The sequence below is a fragment of the Lentzea sp. NPDC059081 genome (assembly GCF_042738015.1).
Taxonomy (GTDB): domain Bacteria; phylum Actinomycetota; class Actinomycetes; order Mycobacteriales; family Pseudonocardiaceae; genus Lentzea.
The window spans coordinates 211,592-223,879 of sequence record NZ_JBHYGW010000007.1; the positions used below are offsets into that span (position 1 = coordinate 211,592).

At 72.0% G+C, this 12,288-nt stretch carries 10 protein-coding genes and 1 pseudogene; 4 read left to right on the top strand and 7 right to left on the bottom strand.

The window, feature by feature from the left end:
- Positions 1-157: 157 nt before the first annotated feature.
- Entirely contained in the window at positions 158-844 is a 687-nt protein-coding gene (locus tag ACFWV3_RS18645; RefSeq protein WP_382412592.1) for a TetR/AcrR family transcriptional regulator, read from the bottom strand.
- A 52-nt stretch (positions 845-896) separates the two neighbouring features.
- On the opposite strand from ACFWV3_RS18645, the gene ACFWV3_RS18650 reads away from it, so the two are divergent.
- The gene (locus tag ACFWV3_RS18650; RefSeq protein WP_382412594.1) at positions 897-2,327 is read left to right on the top strand and encodes an MFS transporter; all 1,431 of its coding nucleotides are present in this window, start codon (positions 897-899) and stop codon (positions 2,325-2,327) included.
- Here ACFWV3_RS18650 and ACFWV3_RS18655 read toward each other — a convergent pair.
- Both ACFWV3_RS18655 and ACFWV3_RS18660 read right to left on the bottom strand, forming a co-directional pair.
- Complete coding sequence (locus ACFWV3_RS18655) at positions 2,298-2,627, bottom strand: EthD domain-containing protein (protein ID WP_382412595.1); 330 nt, start codon at positions 2,625-2,627, stop codon at positions 2,298-2,300. The genes ACFWV3_RS18650 and ACFWV3_RS18655 overlap by 30 nt on opposite strands.
- A complete protein-coding gene (locus ACFWV3_RS18660; RefSeq protein ID WP_382412596.1) occupies positions 2,624-3,268 on the bottom strand; it encodes a TetR/AcrR family transcriptional regulator in 645 nt (214 codons plus the stop codon). Before ACFWV3_RS18660 ends, ACFWV3_RS18655 begins: the two co-directional genes overlap by 4 nt.
- 125 nt (positions 3,269-3,393) lie before the next feature.
- Here ACFWV3_RS18660 and ACFWV3_RS18665 point away from each other — a divergent pair, with 125 nt between their 5' ends.
- From ACFWV3_RS18665 to ACFWV3_RS18675, 3 genes and pseudogenes are all read left to right on the top strand, one after another.
- Positions 3,394-4,197, top strand: coding sequence for an SDR family NAD(P)-dependent oxidoreductase (locus tag ACFWV3_RS18665; protein WP_382412597.1), 804 nt, complete (start codon positions 3,394-3,396; stop codon positions 4,195-4,197).
- Between the two features lies 1 nt (position 4,198).
- On the top strand, positions 4,199-5,326 hold the full coding sequence (locus ACFWV3_RS18670; RefSeq protein ID WP_382412598.1) for a DUF5938 domain-containing protein: 1,128 nt from the start codon (positions 4,199-4,201) through the stop codon (positions 5,324-5,326).
- A pseudogene (locus tag ACFWV3_RS18675) lies at positions 5,326-6,860 on the top strand (long-chain fatty acid--CoA ligase). The gene ACFWV3_RS18670 and the pseudogene ACFWV3_RS18675 overlap by 1 nt, the downstream one beginning before the upstream one ends.
- Before the next feature lie 48 nt (positions 6,861-6,908).
- On the opposite strand, the gene ACFWV3_RS18680 reads toward ACFWV3_RS18675, so the two are convergent.
- From ACFWV3_RS18680 to ACFWV3_RS18695, 4 genes are all read right to left on the bottom strand, one after another.
- On the bottom strand, positions 6,909-8,030 hold the full coding sequence (locus tag ACFWV3_RS18680; RefSeq protein ID WP_382412836.1) for a S1 family peptidase: 1,122 nt from the start codon (positions 8,028-8,030) through the stop codon (positions 6,909-6,911).
- Between the two features lie 231 nt (positions 8,031-8,261).
- The gene (locus ACFWV3_RS18685; RefSeq protein ID WP_382412599.1) at positions 8,262-9,362 is read right to left on the bottom strand and encodes a zinc-binding dehydrogenase; all 1,101 of its coding nucleotides are present in this window, start codon (positions 9,360-9,362) and stop codon (positions 8,262-8,264) included.
- Positions 9,359-9,772: an acyl-CoA thioesterase gene (locus ACFWV3_RS18690; RefSeq protein ID WP_382412600.1), complete on the bottom strand. Its 414-nt coding sequence runs from the start codon at positions 9,770-9,772 to the stop codon at positions 9,359-9,361. The genes ACFWV3_RS18685 and ACFWV3_RS18690 overlap by 4 nt, the downstream gene beginning before the upstream one ends.
- A gap of 19 nt (positions 9,773-9,791) precedes the next feature.
- Positions 9,792-12,176: a LuxR C-terminal-related transcriptional regulator gene (locus tag ACFWV3_RS18695; protein ID WP_382412601.1), complete on the bottom strand. Its 2,385-nt coding sequence runs from the start codon at positions 12,174-12,176 to the stop codon at positions 9,792-9,794.
- Positions 12,177-12,288: the final 112 nt, after the last annotated feature.

Consider the following 12,288-nt stretch of genomic DNA (forward strand, 5'->3'; position numbering starts at 1 on the left):
AAGCGCAGTAGTGGGAAGCGCGGTAACGGGTGATGCGGAATTGGGTAGCACAGCGACAGCTCCGTCCACGACCGATTCGTGCCGAAGGGCTGCTCGCTGAACCCACTCCCCCGAACGTAGCCCACCTGTCCGGTGTCCGCCGAACAGGCGACTCCGATCAGGCGATTCCGCGCAGCAAGAGGCCCAGGGCGAAGTCGAACCGCTCGTGCTCCGCGCCCGAGTTGAGCTCCTCCGCGTGCCCGACGGTGTGCGGGAACCGGCTGACCGGCAACATCCGCAGTCGTGCCAGCACCTCGTCCCGGTCGACCCCGCCGGCCCTCAGCGAGGCCTCGAACGTGTAGGCGCTGACGTACAGGAGCGCGGCGTCGATCGTCCACGCCGCCGCCCGCGGTGCGACACCTCCGGCCAGGAACAGCGCGAGCAGCCCCTCGGTGAGGCGAAGGGTGTCGAGGTTGGTCGGCGGCGCGGACAGCGCCGCGCGCGAGATGCCCGGGTACAGCAGGAACTGGTCGCGCAGCTGCGCGAAGACGTCGAGGACCTGCTCCCGCCACCGTGCCGCGTCGGGGGCGGGCAGCACGACGTTCCTGCTCAGCGCGCCGATGAGCAGGTCGTCGAGCTCGGCCTTGTTGCGCACGTGGGCGTAGAGCGAGGCCGCTCCGGTGTCGAGAGCGGCGGCGACCCGGCGCATCGTCAGGGCGTCGAACCCCTCCGCCTGCACCATCCGCAGTGCCGTCGTGACGATCCGGTCGACCGTGATGGGGGCCTTGCGGGCCTGTTTGTGCTGGTCGAGGGCCGCGACCTGGTTCGCCCACTCCTCGCGCGACGCTCCGCGCCCGGTGCTCATGCCCTCAGCCTACCAGTTGACACGAACAGTGTTCGTGCGTAGAACAGTGTTCGTGTCAACCTCACCTCGTTCGCTGCGGGAGGCGTGGATCGCCCTCGCCGGACTGTCCGCCGTGTTCCTCTTCGAGATGCTCGACAACTCGATCCTCAACGTCGCGCTGCCCACCATCGGCCGCGACCTCGACGCGTCGACGACCGCGCTGCAGTGGGTCTCGAACTCCTACGCCGTCGTGTTCGGCGGCCTGATGCTCGTGTTCGGCGCCGTGGCCGACCGCTTCGGCCGCCGCCGCGTGATGCTCGCCGGCCTGGTCCTGCTCGGGCTCGCGTCCCTGGCCACGGTGTTCGTCACCTCGGTGGCCGAGCTCATCGCCGTGCGCTCGGTGATGGGCGTCGCCGCCGCGATGACCACGCCGGGCTCGATCGCGCTGGCGTTCCGGCTGTTCTCCACCGACGACCTGCGCGTCCGCGCGATGACGCTGATCTCCACCGTGGGCCTGGTCGGTCTCGCCGTCGGCCCGCCGCTCGGCGGTTTCGCGCTGACCGTCGCACCGTGGCAGGCCCTGCTGCTGGTCAACGTGCCGATCTCGGTGCTCGCCCTGCTGGGCATCTGGCGCGGCATCGCTCCCGACACCGAGTTCCACCGCTCCCCCGCCGACTTCCTCGGCGGAGTGCTCGGCACGGGCGCGATCGTGCTGGCCCTGCTCGTGCCCACGTTCTTCGTCGAGAACGGCTTCCGCTCGTGGATCCCCTGGGCCACAACGGTTGCGGCTGTCGTCGCCCTGGTGCTCCACGTCGTGCGCGCACGCACGACCGCGCATCCGCTGCTGGACCTCGCCCTGGTCGCTCGTCCCCTGGTCTCCAGCGGCCTCGCCTACAAGGCCGCGACCGGACTGGCGGCGGCCGGGCTCACCTACCTCGTGACGCTGCAGCTGCAGCTCGACTGGGGGTGGTCCCCGGCACTGGCCGCCGCCGGGATGCTGCCGCAGGTCGTGGTGCTGATCGCGAGCGGGCCGGTGGTCAACCGGTTCGTGCGCGCGGCAGGCCTCGACCGGGCCGTGCTGCTGGGCGCGGTCGGCGTGGTGGCCGGCCTCGCCGTCTACGCGGTGCTGGGACGCACCGGGTACGTGCCGGTGGCGCTTTCCCTGGTGCTGGTAGCGATCGGCATCCGCGTGGTCGGCGCTGTCGCGGGCGTGAACGTCCTCAAAGGACTGCCGGAGGACCGCACGTCGATCGGCGCCGCGCTCGTCGACACCGCGTCCCAGGTCACCTCGGCCGCCGGGGTGGCGATCAGCGGCACCGTCCTGGCGTGGCTGTTCACCGGCTCGATCGCGCAACCGGGCTGGACCGCCGCGCAGGCCGCGCAGTTCGAGCAGGCGGTGACGGCCGGCAGCCTGGTGCTGACGGCGATGGCGGCCGCTCTGGTCGGGTGGGCCTGGCTGCGGGTGCGCGGCGTGTCAGCTGACGTGCTCGTCCACAGTCCATGACCGCGTCCGCGACCGGTCGAGGAACCGCTCCTCGTCCTCGGCGACCCCGGACCCCTCCGCCAGCACAGCGGAGAGCCACGCCCGGCGCGCCGCCTTGTCGGCGAACTTCAGCACCGTCATGGCGTCGTACTCCGACGGGTGGCCGGCCATGTCGGCCTCTGGCAGGTAGTGCCGGGCGTAGTGGGCCACCATCGGCGCGACGCGCAGGACCAGCGGGACGTGCCGGTTCTCGTAGTGGTCGACGAACTCCTCGCGGCTGAGCCCTTCCTTCGCCTTGAGCAGCACCACGACGGTGATCACGCCGCACGCACCAGCAGCTCGACGACCTTCGGCAGCTCGGCCCGCAGTGCCGCGACCGTGTCCTCGTCGCCCGCCAGGTGGTGCAGCAGCGCTCGCTGGAACACCCCGTCGAGCGTCAGGTAGACCAGACCGGACGACGCCAGCACGGTGCCGCCGCGCAGTTCCGCGTACCGGGTGACCACGCGCCACACCATGTCCTCGCGGTGGCTGTCGATCTCCAGCACGTCGGCGCGGAACGACTCGTCGAACAGGCTCTGGTTGCGCAGGTCGTACCAGAGGCGGTGCAGCGCCGCGTCCTGGGCGAGGGTGCCGAAGAACATCGCCACGAACTCGTCGCGCAGCTGCTCGGCGGAGGTCGCCGTCGCCACCACCTCGTCGTACCGCGTCACGCAGACGACCTCGTACTGGCGGACGGCCTCGGTGATCAGGTCGCGCTTGTCGGCGAAGTAGTAGTGCAGGACCCCGTGGGAGAACTCGGAGTTCTGCGCGATCTCCCGCAGGCTCGTGCGGGCGTAGCCCAGCTCGGCCAGCGTGTGCAGGGTCGCCACGGCGAGCTCGGTGCGCCGGGCGTCGAACTTGTCGACCTGCCGGCGGGCGATCCGGTGCTGCTTGCTCTCAGCGACGTCTGTCACGGAACGCATCCTATCGCCCACTGAGACAAACCTTGAACACTCGTCCAATAAATCTTGGACAGTCGTCAAGGATTTCCTTGACGACTGTCAAGTTTCGGCTAGCGTGTGAGCCATCTCACCGAGGAGGCGACTCAATGACGAGTTATCAGCTGACCGGACGGAAAGCGCTGGTCACCGGCGGTGCCCGCGGACTTGGCGCGGGCATGGCCGAGGCTCTGGCCGCGGCCGGCGCGGCAGTCCTGATCGGCGACGTCCTGGAGGAGGAAGGCAAGCAGACCGCCCAGGCTCTGCGCGACTCCGGCGCGACGGCCGAGTTCGTGCCGCTGGACGTCACCGACGACGAGAGCTGGGCCGCGGCGGTGAGCACCGCGGCCGACGCGATCGGCGGGCTCGACATCCTCGTCAACAACGCGGGCATCGAGATCACCAGCCTGATCACCGAGCTCGACCCCGCCGACGTGCGCAAGATGCTCGACGTCAACGTCCTCGGCACGGCTTTGGGCCTCAAGCACGGCCTGCGCGCGATGCGTCCCGGCGGCGCGGCGGGCGGCGGCGGCTCGATCATCAGCGTCGCCTCGGTCGCGGCGACCATCGCCTTCCCCGGCATCAGCGTCTACTCGGCCACGAAGTCCGCCATCGACCGCCTGACCAGGGTCGCGGCCGCGGAGTCCGGCAAGCTCGGCTACGGCGTGCGGGTCAACTGCATCTACCCCGGCCTCACCCCGACCGCGATGGGCAACCAGCTCGCGGTCGACTGCGCCGAGCTGGGGCTCTTCCCGTCCGTCGAGGCCGCGGTCGGCGCGGTCGTCGAGCTGACGCCGCTCGGCCGGCTCGGGCAGGTCGACGACATGGCCGACGCCGTGGTGTTCCTCGCCTCCGACGCGTCCAAGTTCATCACCGGGGCAGGTCTCCCGGTCGACGGCGGAATGGGGATGTGACATGCCCACGGACAAGCCTGTCGTCGTCTACGGCGCCTCGGGGTACACCGGCCGGCTGATCTGCGAGTACCTGCGCGAGTACGGCATCCCGTTCCTCGCCGCCGGCCGCGACGGCCGGCGGGTCAAGGAAGCCGTCGCCGCGGTGCCCGGCATCGACACCGTCGACCACGAGATCGCCGAGGTCGAGCACACCGAGGCCGCGCTGACGGAGGCGTTCACCGGCACCAAGGTCGTGCTGAACACCGTCGGCCCGTTCTCGCGCTACGGACACGAAGCCGTGCGAGCGAGCCTCAACGTCGGCGCGCACTACACCGACACCAACGGCGAGCAGGACTGGATGATCGACGCCGACGCGCAGTACGGCGCCGACTTCGCGAAGCAGAACCTGTTGCTGTCGCCCGGTATCGCGCAGATGTACACGGTCGGTGAGATCGCCGCGCAGATCTGCCTGGAGCAGCCCGGTCTGGACACCTTGGACATCGGGGTGTTCTGGAAGGGTTATCCCACAGTCGCTTCCACGAACACGATCCTCACCAACGCGGCGTTCGCGAAGGCGTACTACCTGGAGCAGAACGAGTACGTGGAATGGCCGCCGGACGCGGGCCTCTACGAGCTGGTCGTGCCCGGCCAGCACGAGCTCGGCCTCGCGCTGCCGTGGGGCGGCACGGCGCACCCGGTGTGGTTCAAGCGGGACCCGCGGGTCGCGTCGGTGCGGGCGCTCGGCGGCGTGTTCAACCGGCCGCTGATGCTCGGGGTGCCGCAGATCGTCACGGCGGCGCTGGCGGAGATGGAGGGCAAGTCGGACGAGGAGAAGTACCAGATCGTCGACGCGTTCTCGGCCCAGGTGCGCAGCGAGATGCCGCCGCGCGAGAACCCGCGGATCAACATCTCGCTCGACTCCGTGCACGCCTCCGGGCCGCTCGGCCGCGCGTCCTGCGTGATCCACGGCAACTGCAACTACAAGCAGACGGCGTTGCTGAACGTCCACGCCGCCGTGCACCTGCTGCAGGACGCGCCGCGCCGGGCCGGGTTCGCGTCGGGCTGCCAGGCGTTCGGGCACCGGGAGCTGCTGGGCGCGCTGCGGTCGTTCGGGCTGGTGCTCGACCCGATCGTCGAAGTGCACCGCTGATGAGGCTGTCCGACTACCTGGACAAGGGCGCGTCGCTCGGGGGCGGCGCGCCCTGCCTCACGATCGGCGAGGTCTCGCATACCTACGCCGAGGTCCAGCGGCGCTCCCGGGAGATCGCGGGAGCGTTGCAGGACAGCGGGATCGCCGTCGGCGACCGGGTCGCGGTGTTGTCCGCCAACGACCCCCTGGCGCTCACGTGCGTGTTCGGCATCTCGCGGGCCGGTGCGGTGTGGTGCCCGGTCAACCCCCGCAACGAGGCGGCGGAGAACCGGGAGCTGCTCGACCTGTTCGGCTGCCGGTGCCTGTTCTTCCAGGAGAAGTTCGCGCCGCTGGTGGACCGCATCCGCGCCGACCTGCCGGCGCTGACCACGCTGGTGTGCCTCGACGGCGAGGTGGCGTGGGCGGAGACGTTCGCGGACTGGCTCGCCGGGCACGCGCGGGAGCCGGAACCCGTGACCGTCCCCGACGACGACCTCTGCATGCTCGCGGGCACCGGCGGCACGACGGGCAGGCCCAAGGGCGTGCGGCTGACCGGGCACAACATGGAGACGGCGACCGCGCTGACGCTGATGAGCTACCCGTTCGGCGTCCGTCCCCGCTACCTCGCGCTCGCCCCGCTGACGCACTCGGCCGGCGTGCTGACGTTCCCGATCCTGGCGCTGGGCGGCGAGACGGTGATCATGCCGGCGCCGGACCTCGGCGAGTTCCTCCGGCTGATCGAGCACCACCGGATCACGCACGCGTTCCTGCCGCCGACCGTGATCTACGGCCTGCTCGACCACCCGGCGCTGGACTCGACGGACCTGACCTCGTTGCGCTGCCTCTGGTACGGCGCCGCGCCGATGTCGCCGGTGCGGCTGACCGAGGCGCTGCGGCGGATCGGGCCGGTGATGGGTCAGCTGTTCGGGCAGACCGAGGCGCCGAACATGATCGCCACGCTCTCCCCGCCGACCACTTCCTGCCCGACGGGTCGGTCGCGACGGCCAGGTTGTCCTCGGCGGGCAGGCCCTCGCCGTTGACGCAGGTCGCGATCATGGCGGCGGACGGCGCCCTGCTGCCGCCCGGCGAGCGGGGCGAGATCGTCGTGCGCGGGCCGCTGGTGATGGCCGGATACCACGAGAACCCCGATGCCACAGCCGAAGTGAGTGCGCACGGCTGGCACCACACGGGCGACATCGGGTACCTGGACGAGGAGAACTTCCTCTACATCGTCGACCGCGCGAAGGACATGATCATCACGGGCGGGTTCAACGTGTACTCGGCCGAGGTGGAGCACGCGTTGCAGGCGCACCCGGCGGTGCAGGACTGCGCGGTGGTCGGGCTGCCCGACGAGAAGTGGGGCGAGCGGGTCACGGCGGTCGCGCAGCTGCGGTCCGGCGGGAACACCGACGCGGCCACGCTGATCGCGTTCGTGAAGGACCAGCTCGGCAGCGTGAAAGCACCGAAGCAGGTCGAGATCTGGCCCGACCTGCCCCGGTCCAAAGTGGGCAAGGTGCTCAAAGCCGAGATCCGGCAACGCCTTTCCCGGCCCTGAGCGGAGGGACCGGTCCGACTCCCTGGACGGACCGGGCCCTCCTCCGGGTCACGCCGTGTGCAGCGTGAGCCCGTAGACGCGCAGGATCTCGTTGATCGGCTGGAACCAGGTGCGGCCGCCGCTGGAGCAGTTGCCGTAGCCGCCGGACGTCACGCCCTGCGCCTGGTCACCGGTGATGAACGAGCCGCCGGAGTCGCCGCCCTCGGCGCACACGCTCGTGCCGACCATCTCGTAGACCGCGCCCTGCTGGTAGTTCACGGTCTCGTTGCGGCCCTGGACCACACCGCAGTGCCAGTGCGTGGTCGACCCGGAGCGGCAGACCGAGGTGCCGACCGGCGCCTCCCACGAGCCGCGCACGAGCGCGTCGCTGACGGTGCCCCAGCCGAGCACGACCGGAACGGTCCACCAGCCGCCGCCGATGCGGATCCACGCGTAGTCGTTGCCGGGGAACGACGAGCCGGCGAAGTTGCCCTGGAACGAGCGGTCCCAGCCGTACACGGCCGCGCCGCCGCCACCGCAGTGGCCCGCGGTGACGTAGCCGCCCTGCACGGAGAAGCCGATCGAGCAACGGACGTTGCCGGTGTAGAACGGGTCGCCGCCGACGGTGCCCGCCGCGAACGTCTGCGGCTGCTGGACGTTCTGGGTGTTGACGGTGACGGCACCGAACGAGCGCGCCTTGTCCAGGAACGCGGCGACCTCGGCGGTCTGCTTGCCGGGCTCGACGTTCACCACGACCGAGCCGGTCCTGGCGTCGGTCTTCCAGCTCGCGACCGCCGCCGGCACCGCGCCGGTCTTGGACAGCGCGTCGAGGCGGTTCTTGTGGGCGTTCATCGAGTTGGCGGACCGGCCGACGACGACGCTGTCCACCCCGGTCGCCTCGACCTTGCGGGCGGCCGCCTGGTCGGTGACGGCGACGACCAGCTTGTTCGTCTTCTCGTCGAACCAGCTGCCGGCGTACGAGGCGCCGGCCTGGCTCTCCGCGCGCGGTGCGAGCACCGACGCGCGCTCTTCGGACGCCAGGCGCACCCGCGCCTGAGCTTCGGTGAGCCCGAACGCCGAGGTCATCGCGGTGATCAGGCCGGGAGACATCTCCTCGGCCGCGGCCTGGGCCGGAGCGGTGAAAGTGGACCCGACCAGCACGAGCGCCAGCGCGGGCACGATTCTGGGCATGGTGAAGCGCAAGCTCTTCTCCTTGTCCGTGCAGGGATCGCCTCCCGCCCCGTTGCGGGAAGCGGCGAACATGAGAGCGCTCCCACAGTGGACCAGACCTTTAGCCGCCGTCAACAGCCGACCGAACACCTGTCCTGTCCGGTTCCTGCCCGGACAGGCCGAACCGGGCATGGCCCCCGGTGCCGACCACACCTGCGCCGATCAGGCCAGGCCCGATCAGCGCTGTACCGATCAGGCCAAGACCACGACCTGGCGCACCGCCTCGCCGGACGCGAGCTTCGCGAACCCGTCGTTGACGTCGTCCAGCGCGAGCCTCCCGGACAGCAGCCCGTCGACCGGCAGCCGCCCGGCGCGGTAGAGGTCGATGAACCGCGGCACGTCCCTGCGCGGCACGCACGAGCCGAGATAGCTGCCCTTGAGCGTGCGTTCCTCGGCGACCAGGTTCAACGCGGGCAGTGTGACCGTGCGGTCGGGGTGCGGCAGCCCGACGGTGACGGTCGTGCCGCCCACGGCCGTGGCCGCGTAGGCCTGTTCGAGCACGGCTGCCACGCCGGTCGTGTCGATGACCTTGTCCGCGCCACCGCCGGTCAGCTCGCGGACCGCGGCGACGACGTCCGGTCCGCCCGCCGCCTCGTGCGTCGCGCCGAGCGTCAAGGCGAGCCGCCGCTTGTGCTCGACGACGTCCACCGCGACGACCTGGGTCGCGCCCGCGGTGCCGGCCGCGAGCACCGCCGACAGCCCGACCCCGCCGAGCCCGAAGACCGCGACCCGGTCCCCCGGCACGACCTGCGCGCTGTAGAACGCGGCGCCCGCACCCGTGAGCACGGCGCACCCGAACAGCGCGGCGACGTCGAGTGGCAGGTCCGGCGGCACCAGCGTGGCCGAGCGGCCGGAAACGACGGTGTACTCGGCGAACCCGGACACACCGAGGTGGTGGTGCGGCCGCGTGCCGTCCGGGAGCGTCCACCGGCGCTGCCCGCTGAGCAGGGTGCCCTCGCGGTTCGCGGCGGCACCCGGTTCGCACAGCGCCTGCCTGCCCGACGAGCACGGACGGCACGCGCCGCACGCCGGCACGAACGACAGCACGACGTGGTCGCCCCGGCGGAACTCCGAGCTCGGGCCCGCCTCCACGACCTCGCCCGCCGCCTCGTGGCCGAGCACCATCGGCAACGGCCGCACGCGGGAGCCGTCGATCACGGACAGGTCGGAGTGGCACAGGCCGGTGGCGTGCACGCGCACCAGCAGCTCACCGGGACCGGGCGGGTCCAGCTCCAGGTCGACGACCTCCAGCGGCCCGCCGACCGCCGTGAGCACGGCACCTCGGGTCCTCACGCCACCACCAGGCCTTCCATCGGCGTGCGCAGGTGCGCGGGGATCTCGATCGGCTTGCGGGTCGTCCGGTCGACGAACACGTGCACGAAGTGGCCCTCCGCGACCACATCTTCCTTGTCCTCCAAGAAGAACCCGACCTCGTAGCGCACGCTCGACCGGCCGAGGTGCCCGATCCGCAGGCCCGCGTCGAGCGCATCCGGGAACGCGACCGAGGCCCGGTAGTTGCAGTGGGACTCCACGCACAGGCCGATCTCCGCGCCCTCGTGGATGTCGAGGCCCGACGCGATCAGCCACGTGTTGATCACCGTGTCCATGAACGCGTAGTGGACGACGTTGTTCACGTGGCCGTAGACGTCGTTGTCCGCCCACCGGGTCGGAATCCGCTGCCAGTGCCGGTAGCTGTCGCGCACACACCCTCCGCTGCTGTGCTCAGTCGAGCCTCCTGGTCAGCTCGACCCTCGACCGCACGCCGAGCCGCGCGAAGATGTTGCGCAGGTGGTGCTCGACGGTGCGGTGGCTCAGGAACAACCGCGCGGCGATCTCGCGGTTCGTGGCGCCCTCGGCGACCAGCGTGGCGATCTGCGCCTGCTGCGGCGTCAGGTCGCCGTGGTCCTTCGGTTCGCCGGTCGGGTCGCCGGCCGCGCGCAGCTCGGCGCGGGCCCGGTCGACCCAGTGGTCCGCCTGGTAGGACTGGAAGATGCGCACGGCGTCGCGCAGGTGTTCCCGCGCCACCTTGGGCTTGCGGCCGCGCCGCAACCGGTTCCCGTACAGCAGCTCGGTCTTCGCGAGCTCCAGGGACGTGCCGCTCGCGCGGTGCAGCCGGATCGCTTCCTCGAAGTGCTCGTCGGCGGTGCCGGCCTCCAGCAGGCCGTGGCAGCGGTGCGACAACGCCATCCGCGCCGCGCTGCCGGTGGCGTCCGCCCACTTCTCGTACCGGCGCAGCGCTCTGTCCCCCGTGGACGGTTTGCCGCACGCGACGGCCGCCTCCACCAGGTGCGGCGCGGCCATCACCTTGACGCCGGCGTGCCCGTGGTGCAGGCGCAGGCGGTCCAGCGCGTCGGCGGGGCGGTCGCGCGCCAGGTCGACGCACGCGAAGGCCCACGCGCCGAACGTGCCGGGCCGGATCAGCCCGCGTTCGGTGATGTGCTCGGTGGCGGTCTCGATGCGGTGCAACGCCGTCTCCGCGTCACCCCGCAACGCCGCGAGCAGCGCGAGGATCGTCAGGTGGTCGACGACGGCGTTGTGCTGGCCGATCGCCGTGGCCGCGTGCACGCCCTCGGTCGCCGCCGTGAGCGCCGCGGTGTGCTGGTCCAGCAGCAACGCCGACAGCGCCCGGTAGACCAGCGCCCACGGCACGAGCGCGGTGTACCCGCTCTCCCGCGCCGCCGTCACCGCGCTGGTCGCCATCTCGTACGACCGGGTGGCGTCGCCCAGCACGTAGGCGGCCTGGCTGGCCCAGATGCGGGCCTGCGGTCCTGGGACGTGCGCGGCGAGGTCGACGACCGCGCGCAACGCCGGCATCGCCTCGTCGTGCCGCCCGGAGAGCGTCGCGGACATGCCGATCAGGTGGTCGAGCGTGAGCCGGGTGACCGGGTGCTCGTCGGGGCGGCGGAGCTCCCTGGCGAGGTCCGCTACCGCCGTGTGCCGGCGCGGGTCACCGGCGATGCTCGCCGCCTCGCCCGCGAACCCCAGTGCCGCCACCGCCATCCCGCGCTGCGTGCCGATGAGCCCCTTCGCGGCGCGGATGAGCCGGTCCGCCGCGACGTCCGGGAGGCTCTCGCCCAGGTCGATGCCGCCGACGACGAGGTCCATGAGCGCGCGGAGCTCGACCGTGTCGGTCAGCCGGACCGCTGTGCGCAGGACGGCGCGCGACCGGTGCGGTGCGCCGTGGGCCCAGTGGTCGGCGGCGGCCTTGAGCAGGCGGTGGGCCTTCTCCTCGGGCGCGGTCGTGAGCCGGGCGGCGCGGTCGTGGTCGCGGGCGGCCGTGGCGAAGTCGCCGCACCGGCGGGCGTGCTCGGCGCTCAGGGCGAGGGCGTCGGCGTGCGCGCCGCCGTCACCGCCGGACATGGCCGCGTGCCAGGTGCGTCGCGGTCCCGGTGGCAGCAGCCCGGCCAGCTCGGCGTGCGCCTGGAGCCGCAGGGCGGCCGGGAGTCCGTCGTGGAGGGTCGAGCGGACGAGCCGGCGCGGGTCGAGCAGCGCGCCCGCCTCCGTCACGGCGTCCGCGTCGACGCGGGCCAGCACCTCGGCGGTCAGCTCGTCGTCCACGGCGGCCAGCGCGACGACGTGCCGGGCCCGCGGCGAGAGGGCCTCGAACCGGGCGAGCAGCCGGGTGCGCAGCGAGCTCGACTCCGGCAGCACCTCCGGCGGCGGAGCCGTGCCGCCCAGCTGGCCGGAGGTGAGCGACCCGGCCAGCTCGACGAGCGCGAGCGGGTTGCCGCAGGCCAGCTCGGCGAGGTCGACCGCGAGCACGGAGGGCAGGCCGGGCAGCAGGTCGTGGAGCACCTGCAGGCTGGCCGCGCGGTCCAGCGGTTCGAGCGCGATGCTCGGCAGCCCGAAGGTCTCGGTCTCGGACGCGATCAGGACCGCGCCCCTGGTGCCGGCGACGTCCTCGGTGAGCCGCCGGAGGTCGTCGTCGAGGACGGTCAGGTCGTCGACGCACAGGACCGCATCGCAGGTCTGGCGGGCGTGGTCGAGCAGCGCGGACTTGCCGCTGCCGGGCTCCCCGCGCAGCACGAGCGCGGAGCCGTGCCCGGTGCGCGCACGCCGGAGGAACGCGTCGACGGCGACGCGCTGCCTGTCCCGGCCACGCAGCATCGGGCCAGTGTCGCCGTCCCCGGACGGCCTGCGGAAGGGGTCGGGCCGAAATTCACCTACCACTGTTAGTTTTCCGTTCGATGTTCTGGGGCGGAACCGGTGGTTGTACCGA

Excerpts from the sequence above, each read along its gene's own strand:
- ACFWV3_RS18670 (WP_382412598.1), top strand. The coding sequence starts at position 4,199 with ATGCCCACGGACAAGCCTGTCGTCGTCTACGGCGCCTCGGGGTACACC.
- ACFWV3_RS18660 (WP_382412596.1), bottom strand. The coding sequence starts at position 3,268 with ATGCGTTCCGTGACAGACGTCGCTGAGAGCAAGCAGCACCGGATCGCC.
- ACFWV3_RS18680 (WP_382412836.1), bottom strand. The coding sequence starts at position 8,030 with ATGCCCAGAATCGTGCCCGCGCTGGCGCTCGTGCTGGTCGGGTCCACT.
- ACFWV3_RS18665 (WP_382412597.1), top strand. The coding sequence starts at position 3,394 with ATGACGAGTTATCAGCTGACCGGACGGAAAGCGCTGGTCACCGGCGGT.
- ACFWV3_RS18645 (WP_382412592.1), bottom strand. The coding sequence starts at position 844 with ATGAGCACCGGGCGCGGAGCGTCGCGCGAGGAGTGGGCGAACCAGGTC.
- ACFWV3_RS18695 (WP_382412601.1), bottom strand. The coding sequence starts at position 12,176 with ATGCTGCGTGGCCGGGACAGGCAGCGCGTCGCCGTCGACGCGTTCCTC.